This window comes from Sphingomonas sp. GC_Shp_3, assembly GCF_026540945.1.
Lineage (GTDB): Bacteria > Pseudomonadota > Alphaproteobacteria > Sphingomonadales > Sphingomonadaceae > Sphingomonas.
Window position 1 is genome coordinate 687,757 of sequence record NZ_JALNUT010000001.1, and the last position, 18,520, is coordinate 706,276.

Below are 18,520 nucleotides of genomic sequence, written 5' to 3' on the forward strand. Positions count from 1 at the left end.
CGTTGACGCGGGCACCGCGCTTCGCCAAGCCGCGACTATGCCCGAAACGAGACGCGTCGCTCACCCGAAGGTCACCGTCACGCGCAAGCTCACCGATGCGGTGATGCAGCGGATGGAGCAGTTGTTCGACGCGACGATCAATCACGAAGACCGCCCGCTGACCCGCGAAGACCTCGCCGCCGCAATGGCGACGTGCGAGGTTCTGGTTCCCTCCGTCACCGATACGATCGATGCGGAGTTGATCGCCGGCGCGGGCGACGACCTCAAGCTCATCGCCAACTTCGGCGCGGGCGTGAACCATATCGATCTCAAGGCCGCACGCGCGCGCCGCATCATCGTCACCAACACGCCGGGCGTGCTGACCGAGGATACGGCGGATCTGACGATGGCGCTGATCGTCTCCGTCCCGCGTCGCCTTGCTGAAGGGGAGAAGCTGGTCCGCTCCGGCCAGTGGACAGGGTGGAGCCCGGGCGGGATGCTTGGCCACCGCATCGGCGGCAAGGCGCTCGGCATCATCGGCATGGGGCGGATCGGGCAAGCGGTGGCGCGGCGCGCGCGCTGCTTCGGGCTCGCCATTCACTACTACAACCGCTCGCGCCTGCCGAAGGTGTTGGAGGGCGAACTCGGTGCCGAGTGGCACAGCAGCCTCGACGCGATGCTGGAGGCGGTCGACATCCTCACCATCCACACGCCGCTCAACGCCGACAGCAAGGGGATGCTCGACGCGCACCGCCTGTCGCTGCTGCGCCCCCACGTCTACCTCATCAACGCCTCGCGCGGCGGCATCGTCGATGAGGACGCGCTGGTGAGCGCGCTCGAAGCCGGGCGGCTGGCGGGCGCGGGCCTCGACGTGTGGCAACACGAACCCGAGATTGACCCGCGCCTGCTCGCGCTGCCCAACGTGGTGATGACCCCGCACATGGGCTCCGCCACGTTCGAGAGCCGCAGCGCGACCGGTGAGAAGGTGATCCGCAACATCCGCGCTTGGGCGGACGGCCACCGCCCGCCCGATCAGGTGCTGGAGGGCTGGGCTTAAGCTCCGCTCGCCCGGTAGCCACCGGCGGGCGCGGGTGCGGCAGGACCGGGTACCGGCGTCGGCATAGGGTTGCCGTTCACCACCACATCCTCGAAACGGAGGTCGTGCATGCCGGACACGGCAAGCTGCGGGTCTTTCAGATCGACATGAACGCGCTGGACGAGGATACCGCCGATATCGGTCTGCCCCGGGTTCGGCCGAATGATCCCGAACGCGCCGAACCGTCCGGTCACGTCGCTTAACGACACGTTGCGCACAAGCGACTTGGGCGGGCTCATGCCTTGCAAGTTGGCATATTGCGCCCACGGCTCGATCAACAGCAGCCGCCCGCCATCCGCATCAAGCGTGATATTGCGCAGATGAATGTCCTCGTAATGCTGTGGCGTGTCGGCGCGTAGCTTGAGCATCAGCAGGTTGATCGCACCGGTCAGGCGGCAATTCTCCACCACCACGTCGCGCACCAATGTGGCCTCGCTGCCGCAGGTGAACGCCTGATGCCCGCGCCGGAAATGGCAATTGCGCACGCGGATATGCTCAACCGGCGGGCTGTCCTTGTCCTCCAGCGCGTGCGGCCCCTTCGACCCCTTGGCGGCGATGCAATCATCGGTGACGGAGAAGGTGCAGCCGTCGACCAACACGTTGCGGCACGAATCGAGATCGATCCCGTCCGTGCTCGGCGCCTGCTTGTAATCGTCAGGCACGTGGAAATGCGCCTGCCGCACCTCCACACCGTCACAGCGGTAGAGATGCAGGTTCCAGAATTGCGAATCCTTGAATGTCACACCCTCGATCGTCACGTCCTTGCTGTTCTCGATCAGTGCGAGCCGGGCGCGCGGCAGGCCGACGTTCTTGAAGGCGCTTGGGTCGGGCGCGGCAGCGCGCATCTTCCAGAACAGGTCCCACACCGGCCGCCCCGATCCGTCGAGCGTGCCCTCGCCGGTGATCTTCAACCCGTGGCAACCATCGGCGTTGATGAGCGCAGGTGTGAAGCTCGGTTCGAAATGCCCCTCGATTCGGGTACGGCGCGGCGGGAAGTTTTCCATCGCATTGGTGCATTTCAGCATCGCACCCGCATCCAGATGCAGGTTGACGCGCGGCTTGAGGAACAGCGCGCCGCTGACGAACACGCCGCGCGGCACCACCACCGTGCCGCCGCCGCGACCTGCGAGATGATCGATTGCCGCCTGAATCGCCTTGGTGTTGATCGTCGCGCCATCCGCTTTCGCGCCGAATGCCGTAATCACGGCCTGCTTTCCGCCGACCGACTGCGCCCACACGGTGGTGGTCAGGAATGGTGTCGACAGCGCGGACAGCGTGAAGCTGCGGCGGGTGAGGATCGGGACCGGCATACACTCTCCTGCACGTCTTGTTGCAACCGGTGTCATGCCAGATCGCGCGCGCAGTTCAATCCGCGTCAGCCCAGCATCAAAGCCTCAAGTGCGGCGACCGGAACCGCCTCCGAACAGAGGAAGCCCTGATACACTTGGCACCCCTCCTTCGCGAGCAGTTCGAGCTGTTCCTGCGTTTCCACGCCTTCCGCGATCACGGTCAGCCCGAGCGAGCGCGCCATGTCGATCACACCGCGTACCACGATGCGATCACGCGCCGTGCCGGTGATGTCCTGCGCCAGTTTCTTGTCGATCTTGAGGTAATCGAGCGGCAACGCCTTCAGGTATGCAAGGCTCGAATAGCCCGTCCCGAAATCGTCGATCGCGATCCTGCACCCGGCGTTGCGTAGTGCCGACAACAGCCCGGCGGCAATGCCGAGATCTTCGATCAGCCCGCTCTCGGTTATCTCCAGCGTCAGCCGCCCGCGTGGGAAACCGCTGCTGTCTACGCGGTCGAGGAACAGATCGGCAAACCCCGGCCGCGCGATATCGCCGGCGGTGAGGTTGAGCGACAGCCGCAGCCCACGCAATGCCGCCCGCCACGTCGCGGCGCGCTCCAGCGTGATGCGCTGGATATGGTCGGACAGCGCGATCTCCAGATCGGCACGGGCGGCAGCGGCGAACAGCGTGTCCGCGCCGATCGTGCCGAGGGTGCCATGCTCCCACCGCGCCAGCGCCTCTACACCAATGATCGCGCCGCTCGATACCGAAACCTGCGGCTGGAACAGGATGTCGATCTCGCCGCGTTCGATCGCATGGTGAAGCGCGACCGCGAGCGATTCGATCGGCGCCTCCGCTCCGCTCGGCTCGGCGACGCGCACGGTCGCGCTGTCCGAATCGCGCGCGTCCGCCAGCGCTTCGCTGGCGCGGCGCAGCAGCACCGCCGCCTCGTCCCCCGCCTGATCCCGCGCCACGCCGATCCGGCAGCCCAGTACCGCGATCGTCTCCCCCGCTACGAACGGCCGCGTCAGTTCCCCCGCGATCCGCTCCGCCGCCAGTTCGATCCGGGGGCGCGGTGCGCGCGCGGCGACCAGGAACGACGATCCACTCAGGCGCGAGATCAATGCCTCGCGCCCCAACACGTCACGAACCGCATCCTCGATCCGTTTAAGCGCTCCACGGAGCAGCGTATCTCCAGCACTGCGACCATATGCCGTGTTGATCATGTCGAACCGGTTGAGCGCCACCAGCATCGCGTACAGCGGCACCTCACCACCCTCGCGCAGCCGCCGCCCGATCCATCGCCGCGCGCTGCCCGCATCCCGCGCGCCGGCCAAAGCCTCGCGCAGCTCCGCAGTCGGCTCTGGCGCGCTGCCGAGCGGTTCGATCAGCGCGTCGATCCGCCGCGTCACCGCATCGTAGTGAAGGTGCTGCACCACCCGCCCGATCCCCGCCACGTCATGCGCGAAAGCCGTCGTCGGCCGTGCGGGTGACAAGCGCCGCAGCGCCGCCAGCGCCGATCCGCGTTCGGCCGGCTCTATGTGTCGCAACAATGCGTTTCGGCCAGGCTGCTCCTCGATATCCAGCAAACGGGCAAACGCCGGCGTCAGCAGCACGCTGTGTTCGGCTAGATCGAGCCGCCAACCGAGCGGCTCGACGACGCCGGTCGCGCGCCACTCGCCCGCCATGCGGGCGGCGTGGCGCGCCGCATACCGCAGCGCCTGGATGAACTCGGTCTCGCCAAAGGGGCTGGATAGGAAATGCGTCGCCCCCGCCTCGTACAGCGTACCGATCGCATCATGGTCACCACGCGAGACCAGCACCAGCATCGCACCGCCATTCGCTTCGATCGCACCACCAAGCATCCGCGCGCCCGCAAGGCCATCGTCCAGCGCGCCGCGCGCATCGATAACAGCCACCGCCGCTCCGCTGGCGAGGAACCGTCGCTCGACCCCAGCCGCGCGCCGTGCCGCAACCACCTGCCAGCCGGCGCCACCCGCCAGCGCCGCCAGCTCGTCACGCTGTCTGAACGACAGGATGAACAATGGCGTAGCTCCGCTGCCAGCGCGCACCCCTTCTTCGCCCACGCAAACTCCCCGTCCGGGCCGCCCCAATCGGCCGCGCGCTCCTTACTGCCTTGTCGATCGTTAAAGAAGAAGTGCAATCGCGACGATTGCCTTTCGCAGCGGGCGTTCCATGTCCGTTTGCCACGCATCCAATATGAACAGCCGCGCGTTCGCCCCTTGTTCGTTACCGGTGGAAGGCTTAGTTCAGCATCATGGAAGTTGCCCCGCCCCTGATCGATCGGCACGGACGGACAATCAGCTACCTGCGCATTTCTGTGACCGATCGCTGCGACCTGCGCTGCCGCTATTGCATGTCCGAGACGATGACGTTCCTCCCCAAGGCGGCTTTGCTAAGTCTCGAGGAAATCGCGGTCATCGCCGAACATTGCATTGCGCGCGGCATCCGAAAAATTCGCCTGAGTGGTGGGGAGCCGCTGGTACGCCGCGATGTCGGCCAGCTGGTACAGCGCCTCGGCCGGCATGTCGGCACCGGTCTCGACGAACTCACCATGACGACCAACGGCACCCGCCTCGCCGAACATGCGTCCGCGCTGATGGAGGCTGGTGTCCGTCGCCTCAATGTCAGCCTCGACAGTCGCGATCCCGAGGTGTTCCGTTACATCACGCGGCATGGCGACGTTGCGCAGGTGATCGGTGGCATCATGGCTGCGCGCGACGCCGGGCTCGCGATCAAGATCAACATGGTCGCGCTCAAGGGGCTGAATGAGCACGAAATCGCGCCGATGCTGGCGTGGTGTGTCGCCGAAGGACTGGACCTCACGCTGATCGAAACGATGCCGCTCGGCGCCATTGACGAGGATCGCACCGACCGTTTTCTTCCTCTTACCGCAGTCTTGGATGATCTTGCCGCTCGCTTCGGGCTCGCTCGGGATTCACATCGCAGCGGTGGTCCGGCACGCTACTGGCGCGTGGGAGACAGCACCACCAGGCTGGGGCTGATCTCGCCGCTGACGGGAAATTTCTGCGATACCTGTAACCGCGTGCGGCTTACGACGGAGGGGCTGCTCTACACGTGCCTGGGCCACGATGACTGCGTCGACCTCAAGCAGGTGCTGCGTAGCGAGGGAATCGTCGGTCTTGATGCCGCATTGGACAGCGCGATGGCGAGCAAGCCCGCACGGCACGATTTTGATATCACAGCCACAACTCCCGCCGTGAGCCGCCACATGAGTGTGACAGGCGGCTGACATGACCTACGCCGCAGCACCGCAGAAGCGCGCGCTTGTCGCCTCGCCTGCTGCCGCTGCGCAGGCTGCGGCCGAGACGCTCGCCGATGCTTACGATTGGGTTGCGCCGGAGGAGGCCGATCTGATCGTCGCGTTGGGCGGTGATGGCTTCATGCTCCAGACGCTGCATGCGATTCTGGAGCGCCGAAAGCCGCCGATTCCGGTGTTTGGCATGAACCTCGGTACGGTAGGGTTCCTGATGAACGAGTGGCGCCACTTCGATCTCGAAGGCAGACTCGCGCGCACCAAGCCGTTCAAGGTCACCGCCCTGTCCATGAGCGCGACCACGATCGATGGTGCTGTTCACACACTGCCCGCGATCAACGAGGTGTCGATGCTACGCGAGACGCGGCAGACCGCCAACCTGGAGCTCACCGTCAACGATCGTGTCGTCCTGCCCGAATTAGCCTGTGACGGCATATTGGTCGCGACGCCCGCTGGGTCCACCGCGTACAATCTGTCCGCGCAGGGGCCGATCCTGCCGCTCGGCTCAGCTTTGCTGGCCCTCACGCCGATCAGCCCGTTTCGCCCCCGCCGCTGGCGTGGTGCGATCCTGCCGGACAAGGCGCGTATCGTGGTCCGCGTGCTTGACCCCGGTAAACGCCCGGTCAGCGCCGTCGCCGACCAGCGCGAGGTGCGCGACGTCGCGAGCGTAGAGATCGCGGTCGATCGTTCGCGCGAGTTGATCCTGCTGTTCGATCCCGAGCACGCACTCGATGATCGCATCACCATGGAGCAATTTATCGCGTGACCAAGAAGAGGGGTTGCATCGTCGTTTCAGCCGGTTATAGACGCCCTCCACGATGTTCCCTGATAGCTCAGCGGTAGAGCTCTCGACTGTTAATCGAGCGGCCGTAGGTTCGAATCCTACTCAGGGAGCCACACTCATAGATCAGAGCCGATCACGGCTGCGTATAGCCCTTGTTTAGGCAAGGAACGTCAGCAGATTAGCCGATCATAGCAGACCGCCAAAGCGTAGGAATCTGTTGAACTGCGGAGCACCGCAGGGTCTCTCCATGCTGTCGGATCTGGCCAAAAGCAGGTGATCGGCTGGCTGCTAATTTCACAGATCAAGGTATCGCTGGTGTTGCCGGTCCGGCGGTCAAGCGTGCGGAAGTCGCTCGAGAAGGGTCTGCGCCCGCCACGCTCGGGACTCCGGCCGCACGGATCGTGCTGCGCCGCGTGGAGGACGAACAGTCGTTTCGGTCCACAAATTTTGCCTCGTGCCCGCTGTCGTTGACGGCGCCACGGCCGTGTATGGTGCGGCTGGCCGAGCCGCGCGAGTTTCGAGGCGCCGACACACCGCAGCCGCCTCAGACGCGAGTACATGTAATGTGCTCTGCCCTTCTGCTGGTATCGAAGGAATGCGGGATGGGGTCGTTTACGCGATCCCCTGCTCCAGTTAGTTGAGCCCCCGGCCCAGACAAATCATCCCACTATCCGGATAGCCAAGACCCGGTTGTCGGCGCGAAGAGACGGGGAGGATCACGATCCGTGTCGAACAGGTTCGGCCGGTCGCCACGCCGGACCGTTGATCAATCCAGGCTTGAAATCACGATGTCGCTGATCCGATCGCCGTCAGGCGCTGCCATTCCGCGCGCGCTGCCCAGCAATAGCATGCTCATCGCCAGTCGCTCTGGACCGTCATTTGCCAAGGTCATTCCCCAAGTACCGAAAATTCGCCGATCGTCGGTCACGTCAGTAATGATCTGGATATTGGTATGACGCTGGTCTTTCACGATGCGCCTCATAACTGCGTCGACCGCTTCCGCGTCGCCTTCGAGCACCTGGGCGAAGTGAATGCCATTGAACCAGAGCATGCCGGTGATCCCGGACTCAGTATTCCGCCGTGAGGACGTGGATACGAGCGTGTCCATTTGATCGTCGCAAAGACTTGCGGTGACAAGGCTGATGTAAATGAGGCGTCGCATCGACGGTAAATTGCGGCAACGCCTCCGATGTTCCAAGTGCAAAATGTGACTGTCCGAAAGGGTCGGCAACTGCCGTTCATGCCGCTGGGGTGATGAGCACTGCCGCCCGCGACTCGAGCACCACACCGCATACCGCACATGAACTATTCCACTCCTAAGCCAAACGGTTACGCGCGCGGCGCCGTGGAGGATCCGGATCCGGGAAGGGTCGGTTCAGTCGTCGGTGGAAACAGACACACTGCGCAGTGCTAGAACGCCATTGCCAGCCGTTCGAGCATCGAACGCGCCGGGCTTTCCACGACCAGTTCACGCGCCTGAGCTTCGTCGAGCAAACCGACACGACGGTACAGCTCCGCGCTCGAATCGATCAGTGTCCGTGCACGCGCCGGCAGTTCTGCCAGCGCTGCGGCATCGCTGCGCGGTGCCGGGCCAAGCCGTCGCGACGGGTCGAGGGCGTCGCGCGGCGCGATCTCGCCGGCGCCCACCGCGCGTTGCGTCAGCAGCCACGCGATCACGTGCATCAGGCGGGTGGTGACCTTCAGCGACTCACAGCTGAACGATACACGGGCGAGCGGCGGCAACGCATCGCGATCACTACGGCCGCCCTCGTCAAAATAGCTACGGGCCTCGTCAGCCAACACCATGGCGTCGACATACAACACATCGATCAGGCGGCGATGAATCCGCGATTCGGTTGGCAGGCCCCTCATGTCGGCGTCATGACACAAGATATGATCGGCGAGAATCGTAAATCAACCGCGCAACCGTCCCGTTCCGGATCGCGCCACATTACGCGATGATGTCGGGGATCAGCTGATCCTCAAGCATGGATATCTCGTCGCGAAGCCGTAGCTTGCGCTTCTTCAAACGCGCCAATTGCATCTGCTCGGGTGTGCCGGAGCCGATCAACGCCGAGATGGCGGCATCGAGATCACGATGTTCGATCTTCAGCACTTCCAGCCGTTTGGCGATCTGCGAACCGTCCATTCGTTCCCCGTTCTGCCCCGACCCGGTCAGCCGGCCCCGCCCTAAGCCACGCCTAGCAAATCGTAGCAGCGACGCGAACGGCAAAAAGCTGATCGTCGCAAATTCCGCGTCGGTACGTCGTATCCACCGCGGCAAGGGGGCAGACAATTAACCTCGCGCATGCTTACTTCCCCTCCCCGCCACAAATGGGAAAGGACATTCCTCAATGCAGAACGCGCACTATGCGGCCCTGGAGGCCAAGCATGCGGTCCTCGAAGAGAAGATCAGCGACGAGTCACATCGACCGGTGCCTGATACCGCCATGCTCGCCGAGCTCAAGAAGCAAAAGCTTCGCTTGAAGGAAGAGATGCAGATTCTTTAGCTGTAGCGCGTCCGGGCGGCATCGCCGCCCGGGCCACCATCCAGGTCGTTCACCGCCGTGACGGAACAGCGACGTTAGGAACCATCTTGGGCTTTACCGCAATGCCTACCGGCTTGCGCGCCATCAACGGGTTGATCTGGCGATCGAACGCAATGCCCACCCGGCCGGCCGCCGACCATGCGACCTTCCCGTGCACAATGCCGACACCCCGCAATTCGCAGGTGACTTCGGTGTCCTGATCCAGCCCCTGCGGGAACTCCGCCATCAGACCGCCTGCCGACAGGTTGCGGATACGCACCGTCGTTACCTGTTCGTCGACGCGCAATTCCGCCATGAGGAACAGGCTGTCGCGTGACGCACTGCGATCCTGCGCGTCATCGCTCAGTGCCACTTCATACAGGGGTTCGCTGGAGAACTGGTCCATCGCTCTCGCCGAAAATATATGCTCGATTCGGCGTTAGCCTGAATTCGTGTCGAACTTCTTAACCGCCACGCGGCGAATCAATCTTCGCGCGACACCTTTTCGTGACGCTCGTGGCGTTCTTGCGCCTCGACCGTCATCGTGGCGATCGGACGCGCTTCCAGCCGGCCGAGTGAGATGGGTTCGCCCGTAACCTCGCAATACCCGTATTCGCCGTCCTCGATCCGGCGCAATGCCGCATCGATTTTGGAGATCAGCTTGCGCTGCCGGTCACGCGTGCGCAGTTCGATCGACCAGTCGGTTTCACTCGATGCGCGATCGGTGAGATCCGCTTCACGCAGCGAGTCGATCTGGAGCTGCGACAGCGTACCAGCCGATTCGCGCAGGATTGCCTCTTTCCACGCTTGCAGCTTTTCGCAAAAATATGCCTGCTGTCGCGGGTTCATGAACGGTTCGTCAGCGCTGGGCCGATAGCCGTCAAAGGAATCGATTACGCTTGGTGGCGTATCGAGTTTCGCGGATTCTTCTAATCGATTCAAGACAGTGGCTATCCAATCGCTGCCCATGGTGCGGCGCTGCGTGCGCACGTCTCATTGAGGGCCAATCCCGTAATGAGCGGGCCTATAGCCATGCCCTTCGTCCACCACAAGCAACCCGAGGTCGGTCACACCGCGATAGACCCGAATTGCCAAAATCGCCGCCACCGATTGATCGTGGCGGAGGTGGCATCAGTAATCTGTACCGTCGCGGTACGTTAACCATATTGTCGCTGCCTTCACGAGGTAAAATCTGCTGCAGGACGCTGTTAGGATGGTTAACGAGCTTGAACTTAACGCTTTGTTCGACACTTTGGGCGAAGAGCAGCTAACCCGCTGCGTGATACATATCCGGTAGCAACCCTGTCGGGAACGAAAGAGCAAGATCATGTCGGTGCGGATGGCCTTGGCTAAATTGTGTGCCTGCGCATGCGGCGGCGCGATTGTTGGTGGAGGCGCCGTGCACGTCGCTGAAGCATCTAAGACACGTCACACGTATGTGCAGAAAACCAAACGCGTCGTGCGACGTACCGTGCACCAGCCCACCAGCCGGATCCGGCGTGTTGTAACGCAGACGCGGGCGGTCTGTCCGCCGGCGGTCGTCACAATGACGACCCAAGGGGCGCCGATCCCGCTTCCGCCGGCTGATGTCCCGGCGATGGGCGGTGGCGGCGGTGGACTCGCCGTGGTTGGTGGCGGCGGCGGCTTCTTTGGCGGCGGCGGGTTTTCCGGAGGGGGCTTCTTCGGCGGTGGCGGCGGCAGTTCGGGCGGCGCTATCGTGATCTCGTCGACTTCCAGTGGAGGGTCGACTTCTACGAGTGGCGGTTCGACGTCGACGGGCGGCTCCTCGACGGGCGGGTCATCCACTGGTGGATCGTCGACCGGGGGATCGTCTACGTCCACGGGCGGTTCATCCACGGGTGGCTCCTCCACCGGTGGCTCATCCACGTCCACCGGCGGCTCTTCGACCGGTGGCTCATCCACCTCGACAGGCGGTTCGTCCACGTCGACGGGTGGCTCCTCGACCTCAACCGGCGGGTCGTCGACCTCGACCGGCGGGTCTTCGACTTCGACCAGCACCGGTGGATCATCATCCTCGACGTCTGGCTCCAGCTCTACATCGGGATCGTCTTCGACATCGACGTCGGGTTCTACTTCCACTTCGACGTCAAGCGCATCGAGCGGATCGAGCAGCTATGCCTCGAGCAGCCACGGTTTCCCGTCGAGCAGCAGCCACGGCGGCTGGGGTGGCCACGGCGGCTGGGGTGGCCACGGCGGTGATCATCCCGCCCCGGTGCCTGCGCCACCGATGGTGCTGCTGTTCGGTGCGGCAGCGGCCGCGCTGGTCGCACGCAAGCGCTTCGCCAAGCGGCCAATCGCCGAGGATTGACGACTCGTCGAAGCGGTTTCGCCACCTTCACCTCAGATCGTGGCGCAAGCTCACGATGTTCGGAGCATTGTTGAGGTCCGACCCCGCCCGACCACGCACTGTCGTTCGGATGCGATCTGCCTGACACCTTCGCGTTTCGCTCGAGACCGGACGGGCATCGTTGCGGCGTTTTGGAACACGTTAGCCTCGGTCCGCGGCGCGCTTGCCCGGCAACCTCTTTGGGCCACTAGCTAGGTTCGGCACCCATGCAGGTTTACACCAGCCGGGGTGACTTGCGCGAGCGCGGACGGCTCGGCATAGCCTCGCCATGCATGATATCCGCCTGATCCGCGACGATCCCGCCGCCTTCGACGCCGCACTTGCCCGCCGTGGCATTGCTCCCGCCGCCGCCGGCCTGATCGCGCTCGACGAGAAGCGCCGCGCGCTGATTACCGAAGCTCAGGCTGGACAGGCGCGCCGCAACGAAGCGTCGAAGGCGATCGGCGCGGCCAAGGCGCGGCGCGACGATCCGACCGATCTGATGGCAGAGGTCGCCGCGCTGAAAGAGCGGCTGCCCGCAATCGCAGCCGAGGAGAAGGCGGCCGGTGATGCGCTGAACGCAGCACTTTCCGCCATCCCCAATCTGCCGCTTGCCGACGTGCCGTTCGGCCGTGACGAGGAGGACAACGCGCTCGTGTCGACGCACGGCGAGCAGCCGGCGTTCGCCTTCCCGCCCAAGGAGCACGACGCGATCGGCCCAGCGCTGGGCCTCGATTTTGAGGCCGGTGCGGCCATGTCGGGCGCACGCTTCACGCTAGTGCGCGGAGCCGCCGCCAAGCTGCACCGCGCACTCGGCCAGTTCATGCTGGACACGCTCAGCGGCGAACACGGCTATGAAGAAGTCGCGCCGCCGCTGCTGGTGCGCGATGAGGCGCTGTTCGGGACCGGCCAGTTGCCGAAGTTCGCCGAGGACCAGTTCAGGACCACCGACGGTCGCTGGCTCATCCCTACCGCCGAGGTGCCGCTCACCAACATCGTCGCCGGCAAGATCCTCGGAGAGGCGGAACTGCCGCTGCGCTTCGTCGCGCTCACCGCGTGCTTCCGTTCCGAAGCGGGCGCAGCCGGACGCGACACGCGTGGTTTCATCCGACAGCACCAGTTCGAAAAGGTCGAGATGGTCTCGATCGTCGTACCCGAACGGTCGGAGGAGGAACACGAGCGGATGACCGCCTGTGCCGAAAGCATCCTGACGGCGCTCGGCCTGCCGTTCCGTCGCATGAAGTTGTGCAGCGGCGACATGGGGTTCACCGCCGCGCGTACCTATGATCTCGAAGTGTGGCTGCCCGGCCAGGCTCGCTATCGAGAGATTTCCAGTTGCTCGACCTGCACCGATTTCCAGGCGCGGCGCATGAACGCGCGTTATCGCCCGGCCGAGGAGAAGGGTACGCGGTTCGTCCATACCCTCAACGGTTCGGGCCTTGCCGTCGGGCGGACGCTCGTGGCTGTGCTGGAAAACTACCAGCAGGAAGACGGATCGGTTGCCGTTCCCGAGGCTTTACAGCCCTATCTCAAGGGGCTGAACCGGCTCGAGCCAAAGTGATGCAGCTGGTGGCGCGAGCGCGCTGATGCGTATCCTGCTCACCAATGACGACGGTATCCACGCGCCCGGTCTGGCCGTGCTTGAAAAGCTCGCCCGCACTCTATCTGACGACATCACCGTCGTCGCCCCAATCTCGGAGCAATCCGGCAAGGGCCGGTCGCTGACGCTGACCGAGCCGGTTCGGCTGCGACAGTTCGGCGAACAGCGTTGGGCGGTGACGGGTACGCCAACCGATGCGGTGATGATCGCGCTGGCCGAGATCATGAAGGACGCGAAGCCCGATCTGATCCTGTCCGGAGTCAATCGTGGCGCCAATCTGGCTGAAGATGTCAGCTATTCGGGCACGGTCGCCGCGGCGATGGAAGGCGCGCATGCCGGCATCCGCTCGATCGCGCTGAGCCAGCGTTATGCCAAGGGCGGTCAGGGCGATGCGGTCACGTTCGATGCGGCCGAGCTTTGGGGCGAGCGCGTGTTGCGCAAGCTGGTGGGCGCGCCCCTCGCGGCCAACACGCTCGTAAACGTCAACTTTCCGCCGATCGCGGGCGCTGCGGTTTCGGGCGTTCGCGCGGTGGCGCAGGGCATGCGCGATTACGGGCGGTTGCAGCTCGATCGCCGCACCGATCCACGCGGCTACGATTATTTCTGGCTGCGGCTCGGCCAGATCGCGCACATCCCGGGCGCGGCCACCGATCTAGAGGCTATCGAGCAGGGTTATATCACCGTTACGCCGCTGCATCTCGACCTGACACATCGCGCATCGCTCGGTATGCTTACCGACGTCTTCCGATAAGGGTAGGTGATGGAAGTTCGTATCGTCGCGCTGCGCAACATGGCGCCGCTGGTTGTTCTGTTGCCGGCACTTGCCGCGTGCATCCCGCAGGTCGATGCGCCGGCATCATATCCCTCGCGCTACCGTCCGCGTCAGGAAACGCACCAGCGGTACGATAACCCCCCGCCGCCCGACGATCAGCGGTACCAGCCGCACCGCATTGACGAGGGTGTTGCAGCCCTGCCTGCACCGCCGCCCGCGTGGCAGGCCCGTCCGGTCACCGCACAGGCCCGCTACGTCGATGCGAGTACCTACGTTGTGCAACCCGGCGACACGCTCCGCGCCGTCGCAGATCGGACCGGTGCCGGATCCGAGGCGATCGCGCGCGCCAACGGCCTGACCGCGCCCTTCGTGATCCGCAGCGGACAGCGGCTGACGATCCCCGGCGGACGCTACCACCCGGTTCGCCCGGGCGAGACCGGCATTGCGATCGCCCGCGCTTACGGTGTGGACTGGTCGCGCATCGTCACTGCCAACGGGCTGAGCGAACCGTACACGTTGCGCGTCGGGATGCGTGTGCTGATCCCTGATCCCGCGCCGGGCAGGAGCAGCGCGGCCGAGCGTGCCGCCGCGTTCCGCCTCGACGTGGACGATATCGTGACCGGCAGCGAGCCGGCGCTGGCGAGCAACCAGCGCACCGCGCCGCCCTCCCGCTCCCCGCGCCGCGTGCTTGCGCCTACCCAGGCGATCACCGAACCGGGGCGCCTGCGCGGCGGGTTCGACTGGCCGTTGCAGATGCATAGCCGGATCGTCGCGAAGTTCGGACCGAGCGGCGCGAGCGGCGAACGCTACAATGGCATCAAGATCGCGGTGCCGACCGGAACGCCGGTCCTCGCCGCGGCCGACGGTGTGGTCGCCTATGCCGGCAGCGAAGTGCCGACGCTCGGCGGGCTCGTCATCATCAAGCACGGCGACGGCTGGACCACGGTATACGGCTACGCCAGTCGCCTGCTCGTGCAGCGTGGCCAGTCAGTCAAACGCGGCCAGACCATCGCCATGTCGGGCGATACGGGCCTTGCCGATCGCCCCGAATTGCATTTCGAGATGCGCAAGGGCCGGACGCCCGTCGATCCGATGGCGCAGCTACCGAGACTCTAGGCAGCTATTCAAGCTGCGAAAAGGCACCGTAACCGCCCTGGAAGAACAGCAATGGCGCACCCGGCCCTTCCACCTCAAGCGCGACGACGCGCCCGAGTACGATGAAGTGATCGCCCGCTTCGTGCACTACGTCGAGGTCACAGTCGATCCACGCCACCACCCCGTCGAGGATGGGCGAGCCGTTTGCCGAAGTGCGGTGCGTTACGCCGGCGAACTTGTCGACGCCGGGCGTGGCGAAGCGGCGGCACAGATCCTGCTGATCGGCGGCAAGCACATTGACGCAGAATTTGCCGACTTTCTGGATACGCGGCCAGCTTGAGGATTTGCGATCCGGGAAGAAGGCCACCAGCGGCGGATCGAGCGAGACCGACGTGAAGGAGCCGACCACCATCCCCGTCGGCGTGCCCTCCGGATCCGAGGTCGTCACAACGCACACCCCGGTCGGGTAATGGCCAAGTACGCGGCGAAAGGTGGCATTATCGAAACTGGTGCTCACCACGTCGGCTCCCCTGAACGTCATCTTCGCCCGGCCATGCGCATCCGCGCCGCCCCAATCAATCCCTTTCGCGCCATTGCGGGTAATCGTTGCGGACACGGCACCAACTCCGATGGTCGCGCGTTGGCCAACGAGATTATGATAAAGATCGCCAGCTACAACATGCATAAGGGCGTCGGTCTCGACCGGCAGCGCGACCCGCGTCGCATCCTGGATGTGCTGTCCGAAATCGATGCCGATGTCATCGCCTTGCAGGAATGTGACCGGCGGTACGGTGCGCGTGCGCGGGTGATCCCGCAACATCTGCTTGAGGAGCATAGCGGCTGGCAGGCGGTACCGTTCGGGCGGAACACGGCCAGCATGGGATGGCACGGCAACGCGATCCTCGTGCGCAAGGCGGCGCAGGTGATCGATCATGAGACCATTCACCTGCCTGCGCTGGAGCCGCGTGGTGCGGTATCGGCGGATCTTCGCATCGACGGCACGCCGATCCGCGTCGTCGGCATGCATCTCGACCTTTCCGGCCTGTGGCGGCGACGGCAAGCGCATGCGATCATTGCCCATGTCGAATCGAGCACCCACGCCATGCCGGCGGTGCTGATGGGCGACCTCAACGAATGGACGCCGAACGGCGGCTGCCTGCGCGATTTCGGCAATCATTATCCTAGCGCGGCGACCGGCGCGAGTTTCCACGCCCGCCGGCCGATCGGGCGGCTAGATCGGATCATGGTTTCTCGGGATCTTCGCGTGGTGGAATGCGGCGTGCATTGCAGTGCCACCGCGCGCCGCGCATCCGACCATCTGCCGATCTGGGCCGTGGTGGAGCCGGCCTGAACGCTGACCACTGGCAAAGCGCGGCAAAGCGGTCTAGTCGTTACGGCTATGCAGTTCCTCAAGACGCTGTTTTGGTGCCTCCTCGCGTTCGTCGCGGCGATGTTCACGCGCAACAACTGGACGACCGTTCCGGTCAATCTGTGGGGAGGGTTGATCGCGGAGATCAATCTGCCGCTGCTGCTATTGATCGTGTTCCTGTGCGGTCTGCTGCCGATGCTCGCCTACCACCATGCGGTCCGTTGGCGCCTGCGCAGCCGGTTGGCGACGTCCGAGCGGACCATTGGCACCCTTCGCGACGTGATCGCACCGGCGCCAATGATTGGAACGCCGGTCGTGGCTGATGCGGCATCAGTCGCCGTTGTCGCAGAAACGCCGGAGACGCACGCATGACCAACCGGATCTTCGTTGCGCTCGACACTCCCGACATGGCGCGCGCCAAGGCCATCGCGCAGCGGGTGCGCCATCATGTCGGCGGTATCAAACTGGGCCTCGAATTCTTCATGGCGAACGGCCGCCACGGCGTCATGGAAATGCATGATCTCGGCCTGCCGATCTTTCTCGATCTGAAGCTGCACGACATCCCCAACACCGTCGCCAAGGCAATACAGGCGTTGCGCGGGCTCGACCCGGCGATCCTGACCGTGCATGCGGCCGGCGGACGCGCGATGCTGGAGGACGCGAAGGCTGCGGCGCCGCTCGGCACCAAAGTGGTCGCGGTGACGACGCTGACCAGCCTCGATGCAGGCGATTTAAACGCGATCGGCTGCGTGAACGAACCGCGCGCGCAGGTGCTGCGACTGACCGAACTCGCCTGCGAGGCCGGGGTCGACGGGGTGGTGTGTTCGGGCGAAGAAGTCGCGGCCGTGCACAAGCTATGGCCGAAAGGATTTTTCGTCGTGCCGGGGGTGCGGCTCGCTAACGGCGAAGCCGGCGACCAGAAGCGCGTCGTTACACCGCGTGCGGCCCTCGATGCCGGCGCCTCGATTTTGGTGGTCGGTCGACCGATCACCAACGCGGACGACCCCGACGCCGCCGCCCGCGCGATCGGCGCAACGCTCTGATGCGTCGAATGATATGGTGAACATCAAAATCCGTGCGGGTCGTGCGGACGACCTGACCCGCCTGCACCCTGTTATCGAACGCGCTTATCGTGGCGAAGAGGCGCGCGTCGGCTGGACGCACGAAGCCGATCTGCTCGACGGCCAACGCACCGACCTTTCGACGTTACAGACGATCCTTGCCGACCGGACAATGAAGCTACTGATCGCATTTGACGAGGATGCGCCGATCGGCTGCGTTCAGGTCAGCGATCATGGCGGCGGTACCGCATATCTGGGCCTGCTGTGCATCGAACCGCGTTTGCAGGCTGCTGGCCTCGGCAGGCAATTGATCGCAGCCGCCGAAGGCCATGCGCGCGACGCCTTTGGTGCGGTGCGGATAGAGATGACCGTTATCGAAAACCGTGCCGAGCTTATCAGCTATTATGTGCGGCGCGGCTATGCGCGGACCGGCGAGCGCCGTGACTTTCCGATTGCGGTGGAGCCGCCGTTGTTCATGGCAGTGTTGGCGAAGCCGCTCTGAGCGGCGTTGCAATTGTATAGCTGGCGATGGTGCCGCATGAGCGATTGAGATCGTCCTTCCACCGTCGCTTTTGATGCCACTCGAGATAGGCTGGACTCATGCCGGTAACCGCCAAGATTTGCGGCCTTTCGACTGCTGATACGCTGGACGCCGCGATCGCTGGCGGCGCGAGCCATGTCGGTTTCGTATTCTTCGCACCCTCACCGCGCAACCTGATGCGCGAGCGTGCTGCCGAACTGGCAGCGCGTGTGCCACCGCACGTCGCGCGTGTCGGCGTCTTCGTCGATCCCGACGACGCCTTGGTCGAGTCCGCGCTCGTCGCCGGACAACTCGACGTGCTGCAACTCCACAAGGTCGCGCCCGCCCGCGCCGCCGCGATCCGGGCGAAGACCGCTCGCGAGGTCTGGGCCGCAGTCGCGGTCCGCACCCGCGCCGATCTCGACACCGCCGCCAGCTACACAGGGGCAGCGGACCGTATCCTGTATGATGCCAAGACCCCGCCGGGCGCGGCGCTGCCCGGCGGCATGGGGGTACGTTTCGACTGGACGCTGCTCGACGGCTTCCGTCACCCCTTGCCGTGGGCTCTGTCGGGAGGCCTCGACTCCGCCAACGTTCGCGAGGCGATCACGAGAACGGGCGCGACGTTGGTGGACGTGTCGTCCGGCGTGGAAAATGCGCCGGGGGTGAAAGACCCAGCGAAGATCGCAGCGTTTCTGAAGGCCGTCGGCATACGCTGACCCGGCGATGTACGATGTTGGTGGCAGTGCTGCTGGCAGCATGCCACGATGAGCCGTTCTGCT

The 18,520-nt window shown here is 64.6% G+C and carries 21 protein-coding genes and 1 tRNA gene; 13 read left to right on the top strand and 9 right to left on the bottom strand.

Features of this window, described 5'->3' with window-relative positions:
- The first annotated feature begins 37 nt into the window (after positions 1 to 37).
- Positions 38 to 1,036, top strand: a complete 999-nt coding sequence (locus tag OXR00_RS03410; protein ID WP_267386639.1) for a D-glycerate dehydrogenase — start codon at positions 38 to 40, stop codon at positions 1,034 to 1,036.
- Here the strand turns inward: OXR00_RS03410 and OXR00_RS03415 are convergent.
- Positions 1,033 to 2,385, bottom strand: a complete 1,353-nt coding sequence (locus OXR00_RS03415) for a glycosyl hydrolase family 28 protein (RefSeq protein WP_267386641.1) — start codon at positions 2,383 to 2,385, stop codon at positions 1,033 to 1,035. The two genes, OXR00_RS03410 and OXR00_RS03415, sit on opposite strands and share 4 nt — an antisense overlap.
- 65 nt (positions 2,386 to 2,450) lie before the next feature.
- Positions 2,451 to 4,451: an EAL domain-containing protein gene (locus tag OXR00_RS03420; RefSeq protein WP_267386642.1), complete on the bottom strand. Its 2,001-nt coding sequence runs from the start codon at positions 4,449 to 4,451 to the stop codon at positions 2,451 to 2,453.
- Between the two features lie 191 nt (positions 4,452 to 4,642).
- On the opposite strand from OXR00_RS03420, the gene moaA reads away from it, so the two are divergent.
- The 3 genes from moaA (at position 4,643) to OXR00_RS03435 (ending at position 6,559) form a co-directional block, all read left to right on the top strand.
- Complete coding sequence (gene moaA / locus OXR00_RS03425; protein ID WP_267386643.1) at positions 4,643 to 5,638, top strand: GTP 3',8-cyclase MoaA; 996 nt, start codon at positions 4,643 to 4,645, stop codon at positions 5,636 to 5,638.
- A 1-nt stretch (position 5,639) separates the two neighbouring features.
- Positions 5,640 to 6,428, top strand: a complete 789-nt coding sequence (locus OXR00_RS03430; protein ID WP_267386644.1) for an NAD kinase — start codon at positions 5,640 to 5,642, stop codon at positions 6,426 to 6,428.
- 56 nt (positions 6,429 to 6,484) lie between these two features.
- Positions 6,485 to 6,559, top strand: a tRNA-Asn gene (locus OXR00_RS03435).
- A gap of 653 nt (positions 6,560 to 7,212) precedes the next feature.
- Here the strand turns inward: OXR00_RS03435 and OXR00_RS03440 are convergent.
- The 3 genes from OXR00_RS03440 to OXR00_RS03450 form a co-directional block, all read right to left on the bottom strand.
- Complete coding sequence (locus OXR00_RS03440) at positions 7,213 to 7,608, bottom strand: BLUF domain-containing protein (RefSeq protein WP_267386645.1); 396 nt, start codon at positions 7,606 to 7,608, stop codon at positions 7,213 to 7,215.
- 248 nt (positions 7,609 to 7,856) lie between these two features.
- The gene (locus OXR00_RS03445; RefSeq protein WP_267386646.1) at positions 7,857 to 8,318 is read right to left on the bottom strand and encodes a DUF1465 family protein; all 462 of its coding nucleotides are present in this window, start codon (positions 8,316 to 8,318) and stop codon (positions 7,857 to 7,859) included.
- 79 nt (positions 8,319 to 8,397) lie between these two features.
- Entirely contained in the window at positions 8,398 to 8,595 is a 198-nt protein-coding gene (locus OXR00_RS03450; RefSeq protein ID WP_242146457.1) for a DUF465 domain-containing protein, read from the bottom strand.
- A gap of 205 nt (positions 8,596 to 8,800) precedes the next feature.
- On the opposite strand from OXR00_RS03450, the gene OXR00_RS03455 reads away from it, so the two are divergent.
- Positions 8,801 to 8,956 (top strand): DUF465 domain-containing protein, encoded by a 156-nt coding sequence (locus tag OXR00_RS03455; RefSeq protein ID WP_267386647.1) that lies wholly within the window; start codon positions 8,801 to 8,803, stop codon positions 8,954 to 8,956.
- A 49-nt stretch (positions 8,957 to 9,005) separates the two neighbouring features.
- Here OXR00_RS03455 and OXR00_RS03460 read toward each other — a convergent pair whose 3' ends face one another.
- The 3 genes from OXR00_RS03460 to OXR00_RS03470 form a co-directional block, all read right to left on the bottom strand.
- Entirely contained in the window at positions 9,006 to 9,380 is a 375-nt protein-coding gene (locus tag OXR00_RS03460; protein WP_267386648.1) for a PilZ domain-containing protein, read from the bottom strand.
- Positions 9,381 to 9,457: 77 nt separating this feature from the next.
- The gene (dksA, locus tag OXR00_RS03465; protein WP_267387134.1) at positions 9,458 to 9,943 is read right to left on the bottom strand and encodes an RNA polymerase-binding protein DksA; all 486 of its coding nucleotides are present in this window, start codon (positions 9,941 to 9,943) and stop codon (positions 9,458 to 9,460) included.
- Between the two features lie 459 nt (positions 9,944 to 10,402).
- Entirely contained in the window at positions 10,403 to 11,074 is a 672-nt protein-coding gene (locus OXR00_RS03470) for a hypothetical protein (protein ID WP_267386649.1), read from the bottom strand.
- Positions 11,075 to 11,610: 536 nt separating this feature from the next.
- On the opposite strand from OXR00_RS03470, the gene serS reads away from it, so the two are divergent.
- The 3 genes from serS to OXR00_RS03485 are packed head-to-tail and all read left to right on the top strand — an operon-like array spanning position 11,611 to position 14,809.
- Complete coding sequence (gene serS / locus OXR00_RS03475; RefSeq protein WP_267386651.1) at positions 11,611 to 12,882, top strand: serine--tRNA ligase; 1,272 nt, start codon at positions 11,611 to 11,613, stop codon at positions 12,880 to 12,882.
- A gap of 25 nt (positions 12,883 to 12,907) precedes the next feature.
- Positions 12,908 to 13,672: a 5'/3'-nucleotidase SurE gene (surE, locus tag OXR00_RS03480; RefSeq protein ID WP_267386652.1), complete on the top strand. Its 765-nt coding sequence runs from the start codon at positions 12,908 to 12,910 to the stop codon at positions 13,670 to 13,672.
- A 39-nt stretch (positions 13,673 to 13,711) separates the two neighbouring features.
- Complete coding sequence (locus OXR00_RS03485; RefSeq protein WP_267387135.1) at positions 13,712 to 14,809, top strand: M23 family metallopeptidase; 1,098 nt, start codon at positions 13,712 to 13,714, stop codon at positions 14,807 to 14,809.
- Positions 14,810 to 14,813: 4 nt separating this feature from the next.
- Here the strand turns inward: OXR00_RS03485 and OXR00_RS03490 are convergent, their stop codons facing one another.
- Entirely contained in the window at positions 14,814 to 15,329 is a 516-nt protein-coding gene (locus OXR00_RS03490) for a flavin reductase family protein (protein ID WP_267387136.1), read from the bottom strand.
- A 114-nt stretch (positions 15,330 to 15,443) separates the two neighbouring features.
- Here OXR00_RS03490 and OXR00_RS03495 point away from each other — a divergent pair, with 114 nt between their 5' ends.
- The 5 genes from OXR00_RS03495 (at position 15,444) to OXR00_RS03515 (ending at position 18,457) form a co-directional block, all read left to right on the top strand.
- On the top strand, positions 15,444 to 16,139 hold the full coding sequence (locus tag OXR00_RS03495; RefSeq protein ID WP_267386653.1) for an endonuclease/exonuclease/phosphatase family protein: 696 nt from the start codon (positions 15,444 to 15,446) through the stop codon (positions 16,137 to 16,139).
- Positions 16,140 to 16,187: 48 nt separating this feature from the next.
- A complete protein-coding gene (locus OXR00_RS03500) occupies positions 16,188 to 16,529 on the top strand; it encodes a hypothetical protein (protein ID WP_267386654.1) in 342 nt (113 codons plus the stop codon).
- Entirely contained in the window at positions 16,526 to 17,200 is a 675-nt protein-coding gene (gene pyrF, locus OXR00_RS03505; protein WP_267386655.1) for an orotidine-5'-phosphate decarboxylase, read from the top strand. Before OXR00_RS03500 ends, pyrF begins: the two co-directional genes overlap by 4 nt.
- A gap of 13 nt (positions 17,201 to 17,213) precedes the next feature.
- A complete protein-coding gene (locus tag OXR00_RS03510) occupies positions 17,214 to 17,720 on the top strand; it encodes a GNAT family N-acetyltransferase (RefSeq protein WP_267386656.1) in 507 nt (168 codons plus the stop codon).
- 98 nt (positions 17,721 to 17,818) lie between these two features.
- A complete protein-coding gene (locus OXR00_RS03515; protein WP_267386657.1) occupies positions 17,819 to 18,457 on the top strand; it encodes a phosphoribosylanthranilate isomerase in 639 nt (212 codons plus the stop codon).
- The last annotated feature ends 63 nt before the right edge of the window (positions 18,458 to 18,520 follow it).